The sequence below is a fragment of the Edaphobacter aggregans DSM 19364 genome, assembly GCF_000745965.1.
Lineage (GTDB): Bacteria > Acidobacteriota > Terriglobia > Terriglobales > Acidobacteriaceae > Edaphobacter > Edaphobacter aggregans.
In genome coordinates this window covers 18,030-38,109 of sequence record NZ_JQKI01000013.1, presented here as the reverse complement: position 1 = coordinate 38,109, position 20,080 = coordinate 18,030, and the positions used below count along the sequence as shown (strand labels likewise).

The following is a 20,080-nucleotide window of genomic DNA, read 5'->3' as shown; positions in this document are numbered from 1 at the left end:
CAGTTTGTCCGGAAGAGCGATGGAGCCGGATGCTACTATCTCTCGCAGACTTATGCACGTTCCTCAGCTTCTTTATTTCAGCCAGATCGATCACGAGCTGCTGTCGACCGGCATGGCGGCGCGGTTACTCACCGCTTCCTTTCTCGGCGGTGTGATCGGCTTTGAGCGCGAGTGGAGACATAAGGCCTCGGGGCTGCGTACCAATATGCTGCTCTGCCTGGGGTGCGCTTTCTTTACGATGCTCTCGGCGGTGCTGGCGGGCGATGCCAATCCCGACAAGGGCAGGGTGGCAGCCAATATTGTGCAGGGAATCGGCTTTCTCGGCGCGGGTATTATCCTGCACACGCGTATTCGAGTCGTCGGATTAACCAGCGCGGCCACGGTGTTTGTCATCGCGTCAATTGGCATGGCGTGTGGTGCGGGGCTTTATCTGGAAGCCGTGCTCGCGACCCTGATCACGCTCGTGGCATTGACGGCTATTGGATATTTCGAGTCGGTTGCTGGCTGGAAGCACTACTCCATGCTGTATGAGGTTCGCGGCGATGACCCGAAGAGGATTTATGTGGCGGTGCTGAGTGTGCTGGACCGGATGGGGATTCGTTTGAATGTCCAGGAGCGCGACAGCGTCGGCGGATCGGAGCGGATTACGTTTGCGGTTTCAACGAATGAGAAGCAACACACGCAGCTGCTCGATGCGCTGCGTGAGAGTGATGCGACCGGCCAGGTTGTGGTCTTTCGCGATATTGAGGAAGAATAAAAGTGATGATTCCGTTTGTGAAAGCGCATGCGTGCGGTAATGATTTTCTGATTCTTGAGGAAGAGGTTGCGAGGCGGCAGCACGCGGCGCTGGCGCGGAAGCTCTGCAGCAGGAATACGAGTATTGGAGCCGACGGAATCGAGTTCCTCGAGCGCAGGCCGAACGGCGAGCTGTTTCTGCGGCTGTTCAACGCCGATGGGAGCGAGGCGGAGCTTTCGGGCAATGGGACGCGGTGCGTCGCCGCGTGGCTGGCGAGTTCGGAGGGCAGGGACGATGTCGTGCTGGGGACGCATGGCGGTCCTCGCGTGTGCCATGTGGTGGAGGACGCCGATCCGGTCTACCTGATCGAGAGTGAGATGGGGGTTCCGCGCGTGATGCCCCGGACGATCGAGGTTCCCGGTGTGGGCAACGTTGTAGGAGCGATGGTGAATGTGGGGAATCCGCACTTCGTGATCTTTGTGGATGGCGATGACTTCACGGCGCACGGGCTGGCATGGCAGGTGCTGGGCGCGCAGATCAGCGCAAGCTCGTTGTTTGCGCACGGCACCAATGTGGAGTTCGTGAAGATTGTCTCCGAGAGCGAGATTGCGTTCCGCATCTTCGAGCGCGGCTGCGGGCCGACGACTTCGTCGGGCACGGGGACGTGCGCTTCTTCGGCGGCGGCGATGGCGCTGCGCAGCGTGAACCGTGAGCTGAAAGCTGTCGCCGAGGGGGGAGCGCAGCGTACGGTGTGGCTGGCGAACGATCAGACGATGCGTCTGACGGGACCGGCGGAGATCATCTGCCGCGGCGAGGTCGTTGGACTGTGATGGCTGGGCGCGAGTTTACCAGGCCACCTGCGCTGCGCCCCGGAGCGACGCTGGCTGTTGTGTCGCCGGCGAGTACGCCGAAGCCGGAGCTGGTCGCGCACGGCGTTGCGGAGCTTGAGGCGCTGGGATATGGCGTCAAACTAGGCAAGTATGCGCTGGCGAGCGGGCCGCTCTACTATTCGGGCTCGGTGGTGGAGCGGCTCGAGGACCTGCATGCTGCGTTTGCCGATAACGCGATCGATGGGATCATCTGCACGCGCGGAGGCTGGGGTTGTGCGGAGCTGTTGCCGCATCTCGACCGCGAGCTGATTCGCGCTAATCCGAAGGCGTTTATCGGATACAGCGATCACACTTCGCTGCACAGCTGGTTCCAGAACGAGGCTAACCTCATCAGTTTTTACGCTCCGATGGTCGCGTCTGATTTTGGTCGCGAGGATGGTGTGGATCTTGCGAGCTGGCGCAATGTCTTTGGCGGTGAGAGAAGATGGTCGCTCGGGGCGGAGGACGGACTGCGCGTTCTGCAGCCTGGGACTGCAGAGGGCAGGATGCTGGGCGGCTGCATCTCGATTCTTGCGGCGGGGCTGGGAACGCCGTACGCGCCTCAGCTTGAGGGGAGCGTGCTGTTCCTCGAGGACATTGGCACGAAGCCGTATCAGTGGGACAGGCTGCTGCTGCATCTGCGTTACTCGGGCAGGCTTGAGGGAGTTCAGGGCATTGTCTTCGGCGACATGGAGCAGTGTGTTGAGACGGAGGAGCAGGAGCTGCTGGAGCGGGCGATCATGCATGGGCTGCGCGGCTTTGCGGGACCGGTGGCGATCGGGCTGCGGTGCGGGCATGTGCATGGCGCGAACCGGTCGCTTCCGCTGGGGGTTGGTGTGAGGCTCGATCTTGGCGATGCAGCGAACCCGCGGCTTATCTTTCTGGAGGCGGCGGTTTCGGGTTAGTCTTATCTTTGGCACGATGCAGAAACATATCTACCTGATCGGAATCTGCGGCACGGCGATGGCCTCGCTGGCAGGAATGCTGAAGCAGCAGGGGCACGAGGTGACGGGCTCGGATGCGGCGGCCTATCCGCCGATGAGCGACCTTCTGCGCTCGCTCGACATCACGGTGCATGAGCCGTACGCGGAGCGGAACCTGGATCGACGGCCGGACCTGGTTGTGGTCGGCAACGCGATCTCGCGCGGCAATGTGGAGCTGGAGCGCGTGCTGGATGAGCGAATTCCGTTCTGCTCGATGGCTTCGGTGCTGCATGACGAGTTTCTTGTGGGGCGCGAGTCATTGGTGGTCGCGGGAACGCACGGCAAGACGACGACGACGAGCATGCTGGCGTGGATCTACGAGACGGCTTCGGCGAGGAACCCGCGGCTTTCGCCGTCGTTCTTGATCGGCGGCGTTGCGGAGAACTTCGGCACGAGCTTTATGGTGAGGCCGACCGAGCCGTTCATCCTAGAGGGAGACGAGTACGATACGGCGTTCTTCGACAAGGGGCCAAAGTTTCTGCATTACTTTCCCGACTCAGCGATTCTGACGCACGTTGAGTTCGATCATGCGGACATTTACGCAGATCTCGCGGCAGTCAAGACGGCGTTCAAGCGGTTCGTGAATCTTATTCCGCGTCGTGGCCGGTTAGTTGCCTACGATGCGAGCGAGAACGTGAGCGAGTGTGTGGCGAAGGCGTTCTGCACGGTCGAGCGGTATGGATTTCAGGACAGCTCGTACTGGCGGATCGCGGACTTGCGCCATGACGGTCCGATGACGCGGTGGACGCTTTGGCGCGGGGGAGAGCAGTTTGCGGAGCTGAGCCTTCCGATGTCAGGCGAGCACAACGCTCTGAATGCGACGGCTGCGGCTGCGCTTACCGCGGGGCAGGGCATTCCGGTTGGGATGATCGTTGAGGCGCTGCAATCGTTTCGCAGCGTGAAGCGGCGGCTCGAGGTGAAGGCGGTCGCCGAAGGGGTCACGATCATCGACGATTTTGCGCATCATCCGACGGCGATTCGCGAGACGCTGCGCGCACTGCGGGAGAGATATCCGGGGCAGCGATTGATTGCGGTGCTGGAGCCGCGGTCGAATACGCTGCGCAGGAACGTCTTTGAGGCTGCGCTTGTGGAGAGCCTTGCGCTGGCCGATCGGGTGATTCTGGCAGGAGTGTTCAAGTCAGAGAACATTCCTGCGATTGAGAGACTCGATCCATCGCACGTGATTGGTGGGCTGAGGGAGCGCGGCGTTCCAGCTGCGCTGTACCAGGATGCGGATGGGATCGTGGCCGCGTTGTCGCCTGAGGTGCGGAACGGAGATGTGGTCGCCATTCTCTCCAACGGCGGCTTTGGCGGAATCTATCAGAAACTGCCGCGAGGGATTGCGGAGGCTGCGACTGCGGGGCGTTTGGCGGGCCGGTTTTCCTGACCGAGTACCCCGCCCCCCTTCTGGCTTATAACCATACTGTTTTCAATGAGATGACAGAATTTATCTGCGTAAAATATTGGAAACAGGGAACTTATACATCAAAACCTTGATTTGAAAAGACTTATGTGCTGGTACCGGTGGGGGTGCCTACTCTACGTCTTTTGTTCTATTTCTTAATTATAGCGACCCGGCGGTAATTAATCGGCAACGTAGATCTCTATAATTTTCAGTTACTTGCGCGATTCTGGGGCTTGACAGGATTTCTGTGGAAAACCAGAACCCCGGGCGAGGTGGTTCTGGTTCGCCCGGGGTTCTGGTTGGTTATTGGGGGTTTTAGACGTCGTTCCGCGACCGACGCAACAGCAGGCCCGCAGAGCCGATCAAGCCGGTTCCGAGCAGGAAGAGCGTGCCCGGCTCGGGAGCGGTAGCTGATGGAGGTGTGGAAGAGGGTGCAGCTCCAGTGGCCGATCCATAGAAATCAAGTCCTGCGGATTGGATGGTCTGCCTCAGGTCGAACTGGAGCGTGTTGAGACCATCGAGGAAGAAGGCCGACGGAAGGTTGATCAGGGTGGGAGTCACGCAGTTGGGAGGTCCATCGGCGCAGTGCGCGTCGGATCCCAGAAGACCCTGAGGAGCCAAGGTATGTCCATTAAAGATGATTGCGGTTGTGTCATCGGCCAACACCGAGATGGAGCCGGTGTAGGTGTTGCCGGTGATCGTGCTGAAGGTTGTGGTGTAGGAGTAGTTGCCCGAGGGAGCGACGTAGTTCCCCCCGGGGCCGGAGCCGGGATTGTTGGAAACCCAGACTGAGCTGGCCCCTGCCGGGGCCCACGCGGTGCCTGGGCTAAGCGCATAGGTGGTTGACGGTGATCCCATATAGGCCACCGCACTGTTGTTGTTGCCCAGATTTGGGCCACCGGTTTGGTAGCTTCCTAGCTGGATCGTCTCAGCCGACGCGAGGGCAGCGGTGAAGGCCAGAGCCGCCCCAAAGACAGAGACTCGCTTATAGAGTTTCATTGTTCTCCTGGAACTCCTGCAAATAGCTGACATGTTAAAAGTTGGCCGAACTAAATGGGCCCCGTTCGAGGCGTTCTGTCGTGACGACTGCAGCACATCGCAACGTCTTCTCTTTCGAGACAAAAGCACTCCGGTTTCATTAGATGCAATCCGGGAGCCAAGTGCATAGGCACAGAAAACAGATGGATTATTCGATGTTTAACCGTGTGTGAATGAACTTTTTGCTCGGTCCCGAGAAGATTTTGCCCCCAAGTGCTGTCGACTGAATGAGATCTGCGATTCACGCGCGGTACGGTATTCTGCAAAGCGGATGTTTGCGACGCTAAAGCTTTTGTTTGTGTACACGGCCCTGGGTCCTTTGGCCGGCGTGGTGGGGATTCCTTACACGCTGCTGGTGGGTGACATCAGCCTGCTGTATCGCGTGGCAATGTGGATTGCGAATGCAGGGATTAGGGCGGCGGGGATCAAGGTGGAGCTCTCGGGGCTGGAGAATGTTCCGCGGGACAGGGCCTGCATCTTTATGAGCAATCATGTCTCGAATCTCGACCCTCCGGTTGAGCTGCCGATGCTGCCGGGGCGAAGCTCGGTGATGCTGAAGAGAGAGTTGATGAGTATTCCGATCCTGGGACGGGCGATGCGGATGGGCGATTTCATTCCGGTGGAGCGCGGGGGAAGGCGGGACTCGGCGCAGGCGAGCGTCATCGCGGCAGGGAAGGCGCTTCGAAAAGGTCTGAATCTTCTTGTGTATCCGGAGGGCACGCGATCGAGGGACGGGCGGCTGCAGACGTTCAAGAAGGGGCCGTTTTATCTGGCGATGGAGACGGGCGCGCCTATCGTTCCGATCGCAGTATCGGGGACCGAGGGGATGATGCGGAAGGGAAGCGCGGCGATCACCCCGGGAGTGGCGAAGGTGCGGCTGCTGCCGGTGATTGAGCCCTCCGCGTTTGCGACACGAGAGGATCTGTTGAGGGCGGTTCGGCAGGAGATCGCGGAGGCGCTGCCGGAGCGGATGAAGCCGGTGGATTGAGAGCGTGACTGGGGGGCATCGATCGCGCTATATCGGTGCGCGGAGGTAGACAGAAGCACTTATACAGCGTTCAGGTTGACCCTGCCTGGAGTGTTCTCAAGACAGCTTCTTCTTCCGAGACGATCTCCTGGTAGCCCAGCTCATTTCGAATTCTGCTGGTGTCGTAGGTAATATCCTGAGCGAAGTTGAACTCGCTGGTGCGATCGGGTTCGATGTCTGATGGCGGCATCCACGCCAAACGCTCTGCAATTGTTGGGGTGTACGCTTCACCTATGTTGTATACGGAGCCTCCGGCAGACGGGTGTGTCACCGCGAGAACGACTGCAGCGGCCACGTTTTCGACATATCCATGGGTCCAGCGCCAATAGGGATGGTGGCGATACCGATACACCGTTGCGAGGTCTTGATTGCTGCCCGGGCCGTACACCTTCGGGAGTCGCAGAATCGTGCCTGGAAGACTGGAGTTCGCAAGCACTGCATGTTCGGCGAGGATTTTTTCGTACCAATATTCGAGAGACGTCGACGAAGAAGCCTGCCTGCGGTATGGGAACATCACTGTCCGTAGGGGCGCACTCTCTGTCAGCGGACCTTCTTCGATTGGTCCCGGCTCGATCCCGGTAAGGCGTCCGTAGGCTCGGTATACATCGCCGCTGCTCAGCAGGAGAAGTCGTCCCGTGCGGCCAGAGAAGGCCTTTACACATGCGGTGGCATCGGCAGCACCCATCGCGATCGTGTGTATTACTACGTCCGGCTCAAACTCGAAGAGCTGCGCTGGAAATCTTTCGATGGGCATGACGGAGGATGAATTGACGATTTGACGTACATTGGCCGGGAGAACAGCCCGAGTTTGTCCCCGATGGTAGATAAGTACGGTGTGTTCCCGGCTTGCGAGCTGACGCACAATTTGTGTGCCAATGAAACCAGAACCGCCGATGACAAGAGCTCGCATGCGCCCAAGATAGCAATTTGCGGATGGCCACGACCGGTTCTTACTCGGGTTACGCTCAGCGCAGCACGAACGATTGCTTACTTGACGATAGCGTTGTAGCCGTCGGCGAGGAGTCGCTGGCGCATGGCATCGGCGTCCTTATGCGTGGGGAAGGGTCCCAGCTGGATGTGGAGGAGCTTGTCCTGAGGTTGATGGCGGATGGTGACGTCGTAGCCGCGGCGCTTGAGGGCGTTTAGGAGCATGTCCGCGTCTTCCTGATGAGAGACGGCCGCAACCTGTACGAGCGCGGGCGCGCCGGGGTCGGCGGCTGCGGCTGGATGGAATGCGGGCGGAGGGATGGCTTTGCTGACCGCGGGCGGGGTGAATTGCGGGGACTCAGCGGCAGGCCGGGCGGCGGTGGCGGTTGCAGACTGCGGCTTCTGCTGGACCGGAACGTCTGCGGGCTGCGGGAGCTGAGGTCCGGCGGTGTCATCGGAGCTGCTGGCATCGGCCGAGTCGGCGGATGGACTCGCTGAGGGCGTGAGGCTCGGGGTGGGCTTGGCGGTGCCAGTTGTCTTGACGGCGGCGGAGTCGGAGTCGGAGGCAGATGCGGTGGAGAGCGAGGAGCGGCGGCCCATGGAGTAGCCGAAGCCGAAGAAGACGGCGCAGACGAGCGCGAGAAGGAGGAAGATGCCGAGGATGGTCGTGGCGCCGAGTGAGATCTCGCGTTCGCGCGGGGGGGAGTCGAGGTCTTCGTCTTCGAGATAGCGGCTGTTCACGGTCGGTCCTTCTGGTTCGGCAGGGCCTGCGTGAGGGCCCTATTCCATCGGTTCGGCTGGCGGCTTTGCGCTTGCACCCTAGCTGGCGGGAGCCTGCGGCTGCTCGTCGAATGTCTTTGCGGGTGATCCGGGCCTGGCGGTATCCGCACCCTGCACTGTTTTATTCAACAGTGTCATCAACTCCATGGGAAGTGGAAAAACGATGGTCGTATTCTTCTCGACACCTATCTCGGTAAGGGTCTGGAGATAGCGCAGCTGGATGGTCATGGGCTGGGTGGCGAGCAGGGAGGCGGCGTCGACGAGTTTCTGTGCGGCGTTGAACTCGCCCTCGGCGTGGATGATCTTGGCGCGGCGCTCGCGCTCGGCTTCGGCCTGCTTGGCCATGGCGCGGAGCATGGTCTCGGGGAGGTCCACCTGCTTGACCTCGACGGAGACGACTTTGACGCCGAAGGGGGCGGTGTGGCCGTCAATGATGGTCTGAATGCGCTGGTTGAGGCGGTCGCGGTGGGCGAGGAGCTCGTCGAGCTCGACCTCGCCGAGGACGGAGCGGAGTGTGGTTTGGGAGAACTGCGAGGTCTGGTAGATGTAGTTGGCCACCTCAATGACGGCGCGGGTTGGATCGATGACGCGGAGGGTAATGACGGCGTTGACCTTGAGGGTGACGTTGTCGCGGGTGATGATGTCCTGCGGAGGGACCTCCATGGCCTCCTGGCGGAGGGAGACGCGGACCATCTGGTCGAGGGGGCGGAAGACGAGGATGACGCCGGGACCCTTGGCGGGAATGATGTGGCCGAGGCGGAAGATGACGCCACGTTCGTATTCCTTGAGGATCTTAATGGAGCTGATGAGGTAGAGGACTATGATGACGATGAGGAGCAGAGTGGGGTTGGGCATCGTGGCGGAACCTCTTTCAGGAAGCGATTGTACGCGGATGCAAGCGCGGGATTAATTTTTCCATCCAGAAAGCCCCCAGGGTTTGACTGAAATGCGTGTGAGGCCCTAGTTGTCTTTCGTACAAGAGAGTGGAGGCTGCCCGGGCTCGGCGCTCGATAGATACGTGTTCAACGAGGTGAGGTATGGCCGGAGTGGAACAGGTTCGTCTGCGGGAAGCGAGCGATGGGGTAAAGGCGTGGAAGTTGTGGGGGCCCTACCTGAGCGAGCGGCAGTGGGGAACAGTGCGCGAGGACTACTCGCCGAATGGGGATGCGTGGAACTACTTCACGCATGATCAGGCGCGGTCGAAGTTCTACAAGTGGGGCGAGGACGGGATCGCAGGGATCTCGGACGACAACCAGAGGCTGTGCTTTGCGCTGGCGTTGTGGAATGGGAAGGACCCGATCCTGAAGGAGAGGCTGTTCGGGTTGACGAACAGCGAGGGCAATCATGGCGAGGATGTGAAGGAGTACTACTTCTATCTTGATTCCACTCCGACGCACTCGTACATGAAGTACCTGTACAAGTATCCGCAGGAGGCATTTCCGTACGACGATCTGGTGCGGACGAACGCGAAGCGGACGAAGTTCGAGCCGGAGTATGAGCTGATCGACACGAAGGTCTTCGACGAAGACAAGTACTTCGACGTGTTTGTGGAGTACGCGAAGGCGGACGTCGAGGATGTGCTGGTGAGGATCACGGTGGCGACTCGCGGGCCGGAGGCAGCGTCGCTGCACTTGCTGCCGACGCTGTGGTTTCGCAACACATGGTTCCGCGACCAGGATCCGAAGCTTCCTGAGCTGAAGCAGGTGAAGGGCGGCGACAAGGGAACGGCGGTGGTCTGGGCGTGGGAGCCGAGGGTGGGACAGATATTTCTGCACTGTGAGGGCGCGGGCGAGCTGCTGTTCACAAACAACGAATCCAACGAGAAGAGGCTTGGGGGTGGGGAGAATCTGACTCCCTACGTGAAGGACGCGTTCCATGAGTATCTCGTTCATGGAGTGAAGGACGCGGTGAATCCCGCGGGAGAGGGGACGAAGGCGGCGGCGCACTATGAGTTGACGGTTCCAGCGGGAGGCGAGGCGGTGGTGCGGCTGCGGCTGACTCGTGCGGCGGAGTTGAAGGGTGGTGGGGTTGGTGAGGACTTCGACGGCGTGTTTGCCGAGATGATCGACGAGGCGGACTCGTTTTACGAGGACGTCTTTCCGCTGAAGTCATCGGACGATGACAAGAGAATCATGCGGCAGGCGCTGGGGGGAATGCTGTGGTCGAAGCAGTTCTACCACTTCGACGTGGACGTGTGGCTGCGAGAGCACGGGTACAACCCGACAGGGGGGCGAGGCAAGGATGTAAGGAACTCGCCGTGGTATCACATGATCAACGCGGACATCATCTCGATGCCGGACAAGTGGGAGTATCCGTGGTACGCGGCGTGGGACCTGGCATTTCACGCGGCGACGCTGGCGATGGTGGATGTGGACTTTGCGAAGAACCAACTGGAGCTGATGGTGAGCGAAGCGTACGCGCATCCGAACGGACAGCTTCCGGCGTATGAGTGGAACTTCAGCGATGTGAATCCTCCGGTGCATGCGTGGGCGGTGATGTATGTGTACATGACGGAGAAGAGCATCCGCGGTACCGGGGACCTGGAGTTTCTGAAGAACTGCTTCGGGAAGCTGCTGTTGAACTTTACCTGGTGGGTGAACCGGAAGGATCGCAGCGGGAAGAATGTCTTTGAAGGGGGATTCCTGGGGCTGGATAACATCGGAATCTTCGATCGGAGCTCTCCGCTGCCAAACGGAGCGTACCTGGAGCAGGCGGATGGGACGGCGTGGATGGCGATGTACTGCCAGAGCATGCTGAGCATCGCGTTGGAGCTGGTGGCGTACGCTGATGGCTACGAGGAGATTGCGATCAAGTTCCTCGGGCACTTCCTGTGGATTGCGGGAGCGATGGATCCACAGGGCGACAATGCGAACGAGCTGTGGGATGCGCAGGATGGGTTCTTCTACGATGTTCTGAATCATGCCGATGGATCGGCCTGCAGGCTGAAGCTGAAGTCGATGGTGGGCTTGTTGCCTCTGGCTGCGGTTTCGATCATTACGCCGGAGGTTGCCGAGCGGTGCCCGCGCCTGCTGGACCGGGCGAGGATCTTCTTCGCGAGGAGGCCTGAGCTGGCGTGCAATCTGCACAACCCGGAGGTTCCGGGCGAGCAGGGGCGGTACATGCTTTCGGTGCTGGACCGGGAGAACCTGAAACGTGTTCTGACGCGGATGCTGGACGAGAAGCAGTTTCTGGGCGATCACGGCATCCGGGCGATCTCGAAGGAGTATCACGAGAGGCCGTTCGAGTTTGAGATGGATGGAGCGAAGTACTCGGTGGCGTATGAGCCTGCCGAGTCGACGACGGGGATGTTCGGAGGGAACTCGAACTGGCGAGGGCCGGTGTGGATGCCGGTGAACGGCCTTCTGATCAAGTCGCTGCTGCTGCTGTTCCAGTACTACGGCGATTCGTTCAAGGTGGAGTGCCCGACGGGATCGGGCGTGGAGAAGAACCTGTTCGAGGTGGCGCGTGAGATCTCGGACAGGCTGGCAGGGATCTTCCGGGTGGATGCGAAGGGCCGGAGGCCAGTGTTCGGGGACACAGAGAAGTTCCAGACGGATCCGCACTGGAGGGACTACCTTCTGTTCTACGAGTACTTCCATGGTGATAATGGCGCAGGGATCGGAGCGAGCCACCAGACGGGTTGGACAGGGCTGGTAGCAAGATTCATCCAGCTGTTTGACAGCGTGGAGGCGGAGGATGTGCTTGAAATAGGCTTGGCAGCGACCATGCGCCAACAACCGGTGGCCAGGACCGAAGTCATGGTTCCCGGCGAGCCGGTGGCGATCGACTAGTGCGGGAGGCCGAATGAGCAGTCGTCGTGGCGGCGGTCCTGCGCCGAAAGCGGGCTTTGGGCTGGTGGCCGCGATGATCGCGATGGTGGCAGTGCCGGCCGCCCTGACGCTGCATACGGTGCAGATCTCATCGGTGGTGGATGTATCGAGGAAGAACCCATCGCCGCTCGGGTACACGGTGAGTCTGCTGCTGTTTGCGGTTCCGATTGTGGGGATTGGGTTCTGGTTTGTGCCGCAGGAGGGAGTTCGCATCTCGAAGAAGGCGTTCTGGTGGACGATTGGGTTGCTGTTTCCGATTGGGGCTGCGCTGGATTTTTTCTTCGCGCATATCTTTCTGACATTTCCGAATCCGGAGGCGACGGTGGGCTGGAGGGCTCCGGCGCTCGATGGCGGCGTGCCGGTGGAGGAGTACCTGTTCTACTTCCTGGGGTTTGTTGCGGTGCTGCTGATGTACATCTGGCTGGACGGGTACTGGCTGCATGCGTATGCGGTCGAAGAGGAAGCGCCGGAGCGGGTGGAGTTCGAGCGGCTGCTGGGGTTTCATCCGTGGTCGGCAGTGCTGGGTGTGGCGCTGATTGTGGCAGCGATTGTGTACAAGAGATTTTTTTCGGCAGAGCCGGAGGGGTTTCCGGGGTACTGGACGTTCCTAGTGACGGGCGCGCTGGCGCCTTCGGTGGCTCTGTATCCTTCGGCGCGAGAGGTGGTGAATTGGAGGGCGTTCAGCCTGACGTTCTTCGTCATTCTACTGACGAGCCTGGTGTGGGAGGCTACGCTTGCTGTTCCATATGGATGGTGGGGCTATCAGGGACGACAGATGATGGGGCTGCGAGTGACGGCGTGGGCAGGGCTGCCGATTGAGGCGGTGGTGCTGTGGATGGCGGTGACGTTTACGACGGTGCTGGTATATGAGACGGTGAAGCGGTGGAAGGCCTCGGGGAGGCCGATGCGAAGGGCGTTGCTGGGTTAGCGAATGAGCCCTGCGTCAGTGGGAGCCGCGCGCTGCTCGAGCTCGCAGGCCTGCTCGGCATAGGCGGATTGGTTGCGGCCGCAGAGTGCGTGCAGAAGCTGGCCCGCATTGGGTGCGCGTGTACGCAGCGCGGCGATAGCGCGATACCAGGAGGCGATGTCTTTCTGTTCGGGGGAGACGAACTGCTCGGCGCGGGTGAGGTTGAAGAGCGCTTTGGCGTTGTCGTTGATGAGCAGCTGGGTGACGCCGAGGTAGAGGAAGGGCGTGCAGGAACGGGGAAATTGTTTGGCGAGCTGGGAGAAGCGCTGGGTGGCGAGCGCATAGTCGCCGCGGGTGTAGGCATCGAAGGCCGGGGTGAGCTGCTGGGGGGAAGGCTCGGGCGCGGCCGAGGGATCGCTGTGCGGGGTGGGCGACGATGTGAGATTGGCCGGAGGGTTGAGCTTGGCGATCCGCGCTGCATCGCCGGGCGGCGTGACGGCAGGTGTCCTTGCGGAGGATTCGCTGGCGTGTGCCTGCTCGGTGTGGGTGAAGAAGGTCGGCAGTATGGCGCGGGCCTCCTCGGGGTGCTCGGTCTCGCGAACGGCCAACAGTATGCCGGCGACGACAAGAGCAACTGCTGCCGCGGTGATGGCGTACCATCGCCATCCTGCAACGCGAATGGGAGGTGCGATGAGAGGAAGTCTGCGGCGGATGCGGGAGCGCTCGGCGGAGGTGATGGCCGACTGGGCAATCTGTTGGAGGTCGTGAAGCAGGGCCGGGCATAGGGCGCAGGAGTCCAAATGCGAGGCCACGTCGCTGGAGAGATCAGCAGGGAGGACCTGTTGGTTCCATGCTCGCAGAAGGGCGAGGGGCGGGCAGGCGGGCGAGGAGTAGACGCCCGGAGGGAGGCGGTCGTTGTCTTGAGGGTCAGGCATCGGCCGGAAGCTCCTGCGCGGGAAACTCGTCACTGGGCGACGCGAGCATGTCGCGGAGTAGCCGGAGGCCGTACTGGAGATGGCCCTTGATCTCGTTCTCCGTGAGGCCGGTGTGAGAGGCGATCTCCCGGCGGCTCATGCCGTGGACGAAGCGGAGGATGAGGCAGGCACGGTGGACCGGCTTGAGCATGGAGCAGCGGGCGAGCAGGTCTGCGAAGGGGATCTCGGGATGGTGCTGCGGGGCAGGGACCGGTTCGGGCTCGGGGGAGTCGGCCCAGCTCTGATCGAGGTACCAGCGCAACCAGTATTCGGAGGCGAGCCGCCTGGAGAAGGTGAAGAGCCAGCCGGGGACCTGATCGGGGGTGAGGGTTTCAGACGACTCGAGAAGTGCGAGGAAGGCTTCTCTGGTGATCTCTTCTGCGATCTCGCGGCGGCTCACGTCGAGCACGGCGACAGCGAAGATGTCATCGACGTGCTGAGCATAGATGGCGTTGAACTTGTCGAAAGCGATCATCGTTGGGGGAGGAACGAAAGCGATCGGTGGTGCGGTTCGGGAGCCGAATTGTTTGAATCGATCAGTGCAAGTGGTGTGCTGCCTCGCGGTATAGGGTAGACCATGCGGCCAAAGATTTCGATAGAGAAAATGAGGCGCTCTCAGTGGCGATGTAACACGAAGGTGGGACACGAACGCATGGAGCACAGCCGTCGTTGCGATGGAACGGCCCGGGCCCGAGAGAGCGGCAGGGAGAACATGGAACTATGCGATTTGGGGTGTGTCTGTAAAATGATGGACAACAGACCCTACGCTTAAGTCGAAATTTACCGTTTGGTAATGCAAACTGCAGCTTCTATGGCTTTTGGGGAGTTCGTGATGGCACCTGCAAGCTTTGATGGACTGAGAGTTCTATCGCTGGAGTCGAGGCGTTCGAGCGAGATGGCGAAGCTGATCCGGACGTACGGAGGCGAGCCGTTTGTGGTGCCTGCGATGCGCGAGATTCCGCTGGAGTCGAACCGGTTGGCCCTGGACTTTGCGGAAAAACTGATCGGGGGTAGCTTCGACCTGGTCGTCTTTCTGACGGGGGTCGGGGTGCGCGCGCTGATGAGCATCGTTGAGTCGGCTGGCAGGAGCGAAGAGTTTCTGGAGGCTCTCAGGAAGGTTCGGGTGGCGGCACGCGGTCCGAAGCCGGTTGCGGCGCTCAAGGAGCTGAAGGTGCCGATTGCGGTCGTGGCTCCGGAGCCGAATACCTGGCGTGAGATGATGACGGCCATGGAAGCGGAGTTCGGCATCTCGCTCGCCGGCTTTCGCGTGGCGGTGCAGGAGTACGGTGTCTCGAACCCGGAGCTGCTGCAGGCGCTGACGGAGAACACCGCTGAAGTGACGAAGGTTCCGGTGTACCAGTGGGCGCTCCCGGAGGATCTCGGCCCGCTGCGCGAAGCGGTTCTGGGCGTAGCGAACGGCGGCGTGGACGTGGTGCTGTTCACGACTGCGGCGCAGGTGATTCATCTGTTTCAAGTGGCGGCGCAGATGGAGTCGATGGACGCTCTGCGAGCGGGGCTGCGGTCGCTGGTGGTGGCTTCGATCGGGCCGACGACCACCGAAGAGCTGGAGCAGCACGGCATCACACCGGACTTTGAGCCGTCGCATCCTAAGATGGGCTTTCTGGTAAACGAGGCGGCGCAGAATGCGGGCAGGCTGGTGGAGGCGAAGAAGAACAGCCTGGCGCGCAGCCTGAACACAAGGCAGGTGGGACTGCGTGTGGCGGTTGCCCAGGACAGCAAGAGCGAGAAGCAGGCAGCGGCGAACGCGCAGGCGGCGGGGCCGATCGCGCCGATCGATTTTCTGCATGAGATCACGAGCAGGATCGCGGCGGCAGACTCGTTTCACAAGGTGCTGGGGAGGATCGTGGATTTTGTCACGACAGTGATTCCTTGCGACTCGTGCTTCATCTATGTGCTTGAGGGAGAGAAGCTGATGCTGCGCGCCTCGAAGAACCCACACGCCGACGTGATCGACCACCTGGGCATCAAGATAGGGCAGGGAATTACGGGTTGGGTGGCGGAGCATCGTGAGCCGGTAGCGATCGCCTCGAATGCGTCGGAGGATCCGCGCTTCAAGCTCTTCAAGAATCTGCCGGAGGACCGGTTTGAGGCGATGCTCTCGACGCCTATTCTGTGCGCGAGCAAGGTGGTAGGCGTCATGAATCTGCAGCATCGCCAGTCGTACCATCACACGGCCAATGAGGTGAGGCTGCTGTCGACGATCGGCTACTTGGTGGGTGCAGAGGTGGAGCGGGCGAGGCTGGAGAACGAGAATGCACAGCTGGCGGGAAGGCTGGAGGCTCGCAAGGCTGTCGAGCGCGCGAAGGGAATTCTGCAGCGCGACTTGGGGGTTGGCGAAGAGGAGGCCTACCGGATGATGCAGCGGGAGAGCCGCCAGCGAAGAAAGTCGATGCTCGAGATCGCCGAGGCGATCCTGCTGGGCGAAGAGATTCGCAAGGGTCAGGACTCAGGAGAGCCGAAGCAGTCACGGCTGAATCACTAATCTCCTAGCGTGTACGGAAGGGCGAAGCGGCCGATCTGGAGGATGGCATGGTCATTCGGCGGCCAGAGCCGGAAGCTCTCGACGCGCGATCCGGTTGGAATTCGGTGAGCTGTGGCGGTGCCCCGAGGGGAGCCTGTTGCGGCGTCGTAGAAGGCGACGGCAAGGGAGTCGTCGCCGCGCTGCCAGCCGATGACATAGGAGCCGGGCGGCAGGGCGATGCCGGCGATGGTGATGGGCGACTGCACTAGAAAGTAGTGAGAGTATTTTCCGTCGGCCGAGTAGCCGGCGGTGATCAGCACGACTCCGGCGATGAGCTTGCCGCGTGTATCGATGATGCCGGATGCGGTGCGCATCTCGGTTTCGATGCGTTCCTTTTCGACCGGCGCGCGAGCGGGCAGTGCGGCGGCGAGTTCGTCAGGAGTCGCAGCGCGCCACGAAGGCTTTGGCGGAGCGGCAAGTGTGATGGGTGAAGCGAGCGGAAGCGTGATGACGAGTGTGAGAAGAATCTTCGCCGAGTGCATAGTAAGCCGTTTCATTTGAGGTGGACGATGCCGCGCTGCAGGGCGACGGTGGCCGCGTGGGTTCGGTCGCTGACGCCGAGTTTGCCGAGCAGGTTGTTGACGTGAGTCTTGACGGTCGCCTCGGAGATGTCGAGATCGGAGGCGATCTCTTTGTTGGAACGGCCGGCGACGATGCGCTCAAGCACGTTCTGTTCGCGAGCGGTGAGGGCCTGACCGCTCATGCGCTCTGCGAGCTTTTCGGCGATGGCCGGAGCGAGGCGCGTCTTGCCGGAGTGCACGGCGCGGATGGTCGAGGTGAGTTCGTCGACGGTCATGCCTTTGAGCAGATATGCTTTCGCGCCGGCCTCAATGGCACGGTAGATGTCTTCGTCGCCGTCGAAGGTGGTGAGGACGATGACGCGCGCGGCGGGATCTTCGGCGCGAATGCGGCGGATCGCTTCGACGCCGGAGAGCTTGGGAAGTTGCAGATCCATCAGGGTGATGTCGGGATGCAGCGAGCGATGGAGTGCGATGGCTTCGGCGCCGTCGGCGGCCTGTCCTACGACCTCGATCTCAGGCAGGATTCCGAGCAGAGCGACGAGGCCCTGGCGGACGACGTGATGATCGTCGACGACGAGGATGCGGATTCGTTCAGGCATTCGCATGAGCTCCTTTCCCGGGAGCAAGAGGGAGGACCAGTGTAATGCGAGTTCCCTGGCCCGGCGAGGTGATGATGGAGAGGTCGGCGCCGATCTGGGAGGCGCGCTCGCGCATTCCCTGCAGGCCGAAGTGTCCCTGAGCGGCGATGGTATCGGCCGGCGTAAGGGAAAATCCACGGCCGTCGTCGGCAACGGTCAGCGTAAGATCCGACGCTTCATAACGCAGATCGATGGTCGCCGAAGATGCGTGAGCGTGATGAGAGATGTTGGTGAGAGACTCCTGAGCGATGCGCAGAAGCTCGTTTTCGATCGCTGCATCGAGCGGGCGGTAGGTTCCTCCGATGTTGAGGTGAAGGGCGAGATGATCGGAGCTGAACTGTTCGGCGAGGCGCGAAAGCCGCGTGGGCAGGGTGTTCTGCGCGGTCGCTGCGCGGAGGTCCCATATGCTGCGGCGCGCCTCGGCGATGCCTTCGCGAACGTAGGTGCGGGTGCGGTCTAGCTGGCTGCGCGCTGCGTCGATCTGCTGGTTTGCGAGAAGCTGCGTGGCGAGTTCGAGCTGCACGGAGACCCCGACGAAGCTCTGGGCGAGGGTGTCGTGAATCTCGCGGGCGACGCGATTGCGTTCAGCAAGTACGGCCGCAAACTGCGATTGCAGACGGCGCAGGCGCAGGCGGTAGATCAGAAAGATTAGCGCTGCGAGCGCAGCTGCCGCTAGAAGAAGGAACCACACCCTGCGGTAGAACGGCGGCTGAATGGAGAAGGCGAGCTCAGCGCCGTGCTCGCTCCAGACGCCGTCGTTGTTTGCAGCCTGCACGAGGAAGCGATAGCTGCCGGGAGGAAGGTTGGTGTAGTAGGCGGTGCGGCGCGAGCCGGCGTCGGTCCATTGCTTGTCGAAGCCTTCGAGTCGATAGCGGTAGCGAACCTGGGGGGGAGCGACGAAGCTGAGTCCGGCGTACTGGAAGTCGAGCCGGCTATGGCCGGGCGGGATGCGCACGCCTGCGGGCTGCTCGATGTCGTCGACGGCGAAGCGTTCGATGACGACGGGCGGAGGAACGCGGTTGAAGAACAGGTGCGCGGGGTCGACGATGGCGACGCCTTTGCGGGTCGCGAACCATAGCGGTCCACCGGCGGTCTTCCAGACGGAGGGATGGCCGATTGCGGAGGTCTCTTCGGTGGGCATTCCATCGGAGAGACCGTAATGTTTGACGTGGAGGGGGCAGGCGGCCGAGGAGCTGCAGGCGATCAGCTCGAAGAGAGGTGCGCGGGTGATGCCGTGTGAGGAGGCGAACCAGAGCGCGCCCTGGTCGTCTCCGGCGATTGCATGGATGGTTTCAGGGAGATCGCTGCGGTGAAGCGCAAGAAAGCGCCCTTCGCCGGTGCGAAGTGTAAGTCCGTTGCCGCGCGTCCCGATCCAGAGATTGCCGGTCGGGTCTTCGAAGAGGGCAGTGACGATGTTGCCTGACAATCCGTCGGCGGTGGTAAAGGTCTTGATGGCGCCGTTATGCAGCAGGGAGAGTCCATCGAGTGTCGCGATCCAGAGATCGCCGTTGCTGTGCGACTGGAGCAGAGCACCTACGAGGTTGCTGTGCAAGCCATTGGCACGCGTGAAGGTTGTGATCGTATGGTCGTGCAGGTTGGCGAGGCCGCGGCGCGTACCGATCCAAAGGCTGCCATTGTTGTCAGGAAGAAGGGAACGGATGAAGTCGTCGGGAAGGCCGTCGGCGGAGGTGAGGGAATCGATGTGGTCGCCCTGAATGTGATTGAGACCGTCGGGAGTTCCCGCCCAGAGATCATCGGAGTCTCCAGGCGCGAGGGACAGGATGATGTCGCTGAGAAGACCGTTTTGCGCGGAGAGATGCTTCGTGGTGGTTGTGAGCCAGCGATCCAAACCGTCTCCGTTGGAGCCGATCCACATGGCTCCATCGCCGGTCTGCGCGATTGCGGTGACTACGCGATCGGAACCATCACGCAGAGCGGTGAAGTTGCGGCGGCGAAGAACATGCAGGCCACTGGTTTCGGTGCCGACCCATAGGTTGCCTTCTGCGTCTTTGAAGAGGGAGAGGATGCTGTTGGTTGCGAGATCTGGGACAAGGCGCGGCGCGGAGGCAGGATCGTCGAGATGATAGAGACCTTTGCTCGTCCCGATCCACAGGGCACCGTTCGAGTCAGACAGGAAGGATTCGATTCGCGCTCCGTTGAGTGCGCGTGAGTCAATGGTGCGTGAGTTGCCGTTCGCGGTAAACGTGAGCGCGGAACGAGACCGCTGCCAGAGCGTGTGATCGGCGAGAAGACCGAAGGCCTGTACGGGCTGTCGTACTGGTTCGAGTTGCTGATAGGAGCGCGTGAGGCTGCCCTGGCGGTACTGCATCAGTCCTGATGCTGTGGCGATAAGAAGGCTCTCGTTGGATGTGGCGGCAATGGCTGTGGGCGTGGGGCTAACGGCAATCGGCGAAAAGGCGGTACCGTCAAAGCGTGCGATCCCGCCACCGGTAAGGGCGTAGATGGAGCTTCCATCGGAGGACAGTGCTAGGACATCGGCCGAGGGCAGGTGATCCGCGGTGCTGTAGCGATGGAACGATCCAGCGGAGTAGCGGAGGATGCCATCGGCGGTGCCGATCCAGAGGGTTCCTGGGTCTGCGGTCTGTGCGAAACAGCAGATGTCTTCGCTTGTGATGGCGGGAGTATTTTCATGCTGAAAGACCTTGAACTCGACGCCGTTGAAGCGGGCGATACCGCCCTCGGTTGCGATCCAGAGATAGCCGTCGCGCGATTGGAAGATAGCATGAACGCTATTCTGCGGAAGGCCGATTTCCGTGGTCCAGGCCTGGTGGCCAAGGTTGGAGATAGTTTGCGCAAATCCGGAGAGCGCAGTTGCGTAGCAGATCGCGAGCACATAGCGGAGGGCGCGATGGAGAAGAGGCTTCATTGTGCTCTCTGGATGG

Annotated in this window: 17 protein-coding genes; 8 read left to right on the top strand and 9 right to left on the bottom strand. The window is 61.2% G+C overall.

Translation table 11 applies throughout. From position 1 onward, the window contains the following. Positions 1-19: 19 nt before the first annotated feature. From Q363_RS05965 to mpl, 4 genes are read left to right on the top strand one after another with little or no spacing between them, the layout of a single operon-like run. Positions 20-757, top strand: a complete 738-nt coding sequence (locus Q363_RS05965; RefSeq protein ID WP_245632061.1) for an MgtC/SapB family protein — start codon at positions 20-22, stop codon at positions 755-757. A gap of 5 nt (positions 758-762) precedes the next feature. Beyond that, positions 763-1,566: a diaminopimelate epimerase gene (gene dapF / locus Q363_RS05960; RefSeq protein WP_035348796.1), complete on the top strand. Its 804-nt coding sequence runs from the start codon at positions 763-765 to the stop codon at positions 1,564-1,566. Then, positions 1,566-2,510 carry a S66 peptidase family protein gene (locus tag Q363_RS05955; protein WP_035348639.1) on the top strand — a complete coding sequence of 315 codons (945 nt, stop codon included), beginning with the start codon at positions 1,566-1,568 and terminating at the stop codon, positions 2,508-2,510. Before dapF ends, Q363_RS05955 begins: the two co-directional genes overlap by 1 nt. A gap of 16 nt (positions 2,511-2,526) precedes the next feature. After that, positions 2,527-3,975 (top strand): UDP-N-acetylmuramate:L-alanyl-gamma-D-glutamyl-meso-diaminopimelate ligase, encoded by a 1,449-nt coding sequence (gene mpl / locus Q363_RS05950; RefSeq protein WP_035348638.1) that lies wholly within the window; start codon positions 2,527-2,529, stop codon positions 3,973-3,975. Positions 3,976-4,308: 333 nt separating this feature from the next. On the opposite strand, the gene Q363_RS05945 is transcribed toward mpl, so the two are convergent. Further along, on the bottom strand, positions 4,309-4,992 hold the full coding sequence (locus tag Q363_RS05945) for a PEP-CTERM sorting domain-containing protein (protein ID WP_035348637.1): 684 nt from the start codon (positions 4,990-4,992) through the stop codon (positions 4,309-4,311). A 310-nt stretch (positions 4,993-5,302) separates the two neighbouring features. On the opposite strand from Q363_RS05945, the gene Q363_RS05940 reads away from it, so the two are divergent. Continuing rightward, a complete protein-coding gene (locus Q363_RS05940) occupies positions 5,303-6,019 on the top strand; it encodes a lysophospholipid acyltransferase family protein (protein WP_035348636.1) in 717 nt (238 codons plus the stop codon). Between the two features lie 70 nt (positions 6,020-6,089). On the opposite strand, the gene Q363_RS05935 is transcribed toward Q363_RS05940, so the two are convergent. From Q363_RS05935 to Q363_RS05925, 3 genes are all read right to left on the bottom strand, one after another. Further along, positions 6,090-6,968, bottom strand: a complete 879-nt coding sequence (locus Q363_RS05935) for an NAD-dependent epimerase/dehydratase family protein (protein WP_084080067.1) — start codon at positions 6,966-6,968, stop codon at positions 6,090-6,092. A gap of 77 nt (positions 6,969-7,045) precedes the next feature. After that, positions 7,046-7,726 (bottom strand): SPOR domain-containing protein, encoded by a 681-nt coding sequence (locus Q363_RS05930; RefSeq protein WP_035348635.1) that lies wholly within the window; start codon positions 7,724-7,726, stop codon positions 7,046-7,048. Between the two features lie 78 nt (positions 7,727-7,804). Then, on the bottom strand, positions 7,805-8,620 hold the full coding sequence (locus Q363_RS05925; RefSeq protein ID WP_035348633.1) for a slipin family protein: 816 nt from the start codon (positions 8,618-8,620) through the stop codon (positions 7,805-7,807). 182 nt (positions 8,621-8,802) lie between these two features. Between Q363_RS05925 and Q363_RS05920 the strand changes: the two genes are divergently transcribed. Both Q363_RS05920 and Q363_RS05915 read left to right on the top strand, forming a co-directional pair. Continuing rightward, positions 8,803-11,556 carry an MGH1-like glycoside hydrolase domain-containing protein gene (locus tag Q363_RS05920; protein WP_051978437.1) on the top strand — a complete coding sequence of 918 codons (2,754 nt, stop codon included), beginning with the start codon at positions 8,803-8,805 and terminating at the stop codon, positions 11,554-11,556. A gap of 13 nt (positions 11,557-11,569) precedes the next feature. Beyond that, positions 11,570-12,523, top strand: a complete 954-nt coding sequence (locus Q363_RS05915) for a lycopene cyclase domain-containing protein (protein WP_245632060.1) — start codon at positions 11,570-11,572, stop codon at positions 12,521-12,523. Here Q363_RS05915 and Q363_RS05910 read toward each other — a convergent pair. Beyond that, a complete protein-coding gene (locus Q363_RS05910; protein WP_035348631.1) occupies positions 12,520-13,437 on the bottom strand; it encodes a hypothetical protein in 918 nt (305 codons plus the stop codon). The two genes, Q363_RS05915 and Q363_RS05910, sit on opposite strands and share 4 nt — an antisense overlap. Then, on the bottom strand, positions 13,430-13,951 hold the full coding sequence (locus Q363_RS05905; protein WP_035348629.1) for an RNA polymerase sigma factor: 522 nt from the start codon (positions 13,949-13,951) through the stop codon (positions 13,430-13,432). Before Q363_RS05905 ends, Q363_RS05910 begins: the two co-directional genes overlap by 8 nt. A gap of 357 nt (positions 13,952-14,308) precedes the next feature. Here Q363_RS05905 and Q363_RS35760 point away from each other — a divergent pair, with 357 nt between their 5' ends. Continuing rightward, the gene (locus tag Q363_RS35760) at positions 14,309-15,979 is read left to right on the top strand and encodes a uroporphyrinogen-III synthase (RefSeq protein WP_051978459.1); all 1,671 of its coding nucleotides are present in this window, start codon (positions 14,309-14,311) and stop codon (positions 15,977-15,979) included. On the opposite strand, the gene Q363_RS05890 is transcribed toward Q363_RS35760, so the two are convergent. The 3 genes from Q363_RS05890 to Q363_RS05880 are packed head-to-tail and all read right to left on the bottom strand — an operon-like array spanning position 15,976 to position 20,064. Beyond that, complete coding sequence (locus tag Q363_RS05890; RefSeq protein WP_035348628.1) at positions 15,976-16,515, bottom strand: hypothetical protein; 540 nt, start codon at positions 16,513-16,515, stop codon at positions 15,976-15,978. The two genes, Q363_RS35760 and Q363_RS05890, sit on opposite strands and share 4 nt — an antisense overlap. After that, positions 16,512-17,138 carry a response regulator gene (locus Q363_RS05885; RefSeq protein ID WP_157466568.1) on the bottom strand — a complete coding sequence of 209 codons (627 nt, stop codon included), beginning with the start codon at positions 17,136-17,138 and terminating at the stop codon, positions 16,512-16,514. The genes Q363_RS05890 and Q363_RS05885 overlap by 4 nt, the downstream gene beginning before the upstream one ends. After that, positions 17,131-20,064: a sensor histidine kinase gene (locus Q363_RS05880; RefSeq protein ID WP_035348625.1), complete on the bottom strand. Its 2,934-nt coding sequence runs from the start codon at positions 20,062-20,064 to the stop codon at positions 17,131-17,133. The genes Q363_RS05885 and Q363_RS05880 overlap by 8 nt, the downstream gene beginning before the upstream one ends. Positions 20,065-20,080 lie beyond the last annotated feature (16 nt).

Bases quoted from the DNA above. Each gene is read 5' to 3' on its own strand.
- Q363_RS05965 (WP_245632061.1), top strand. From the start codon at position 20: ATGGAGCCGGATGCTACTATCTCTCGCAGACTTATGCACGTTCCTCAG.
- dapF (WP_035348796.1), top strand. From the start codon at position 763: ATGATTCCGTTTGTGAAAGCGCATGCGTGCGGTAATGATTTTCTGATT.
- Q363_RS05955 (WP_035348639.1), top strand. From the start codon at position 1,566: ATGGCTGGGCGCGAGTTTACCAGGCCACCTGCGCTGCGCCCCGGAGCG.
- mpl (WP_035348638.1), top strand. From the start codon at position 2,527: ATGCAGAAACATATCTACCTGATCGGAATCTGCGGCACGGCGATGGCC.
- Q363_RS05945 (WP_035348637.1), bottom strand. From the start codon at position 4,992: ATGAAACTCTATAAGCGAGTCTCTGTCTTTGGGGCGGCTCTGGCCTTC.
- Q363_RS05940 (WP_035348636.1), top strand. From the start codon at position 5,303: ATGTTTGCGACGCTAAAGCTTTTGTTTGTGTACACGGCCCTGGGTCCT.
- Q363_RS05935 (WP_084080067.1), bottom strand. From the start codon at position 6,968: ATGCGAGCTCTTGTCATCGGCGGTTCTGGTTTCATTGGCACACAAATT.
- Q363_RS05925 (WP_035348633.1), bottom strand. From the start codon at position 8,620: ATGCCCAACCCCACTCTGCTCCTCATCGTCATCATAGTCCTCTACCTC.
- Q363_RS05920 (WP_051978437.1), top strand. From the start codon at position 8,803: ATGGCCGGAGTGGAACAGGTTCGTCTGCGGGAAGCGAGCGATGGGGTA.
- Q363_RS05915 (WP_245632060.1), top strand. From the start codon at position 11,570: ATGAGCAGTCGTCGTGGCGGCGGTCCTGCGCCGAAAGCGGGCTTTGGG.
- Q363_RS05910 (WP_035348631.1), bottom strand. From the start codon at position 13,437: ATGCCTGACCCTCAAGACAACGACCGCCTCCCTCCGGGCGTCTACTCC.
- Q363_RS05905 (WP_035348629.1), bottom strand. From the start codon at position 13,951: ATGATCGCTTTCGACAAGTTCAACGCCATCTATGCTCAGCACGTCGAT.
- Q363_RS35760 (WP_051978459.1), top strand. From the start codon at position 14,309: ATGGCACCTGCAAGCTTTGATGGACTGAGAGTTCTATCGCTGGAGTCG.
- Q363_RS05890 (WP_035348628.1), bottom strand. From the start codon at position 16,515: ATGAAACGGCTTACTATGCACTCGGCGAAGATTCTTCTCACACTCGTC.
- Q363_RS05885 (WP_157466568.1), bottom strand. From the start codon at position 17,138: ATGCCTGAACGAATCCGCATCCTCGTCGTCGACGATCATCACGTCGTC.
- Q363_RS05880 (WP_035348625.1), bottom strand. From the start codon at position 20,064: ATGAAGCCTCTTCTCCATCGCGCCCTCCGCTATGTGCTCGCGATCTGC.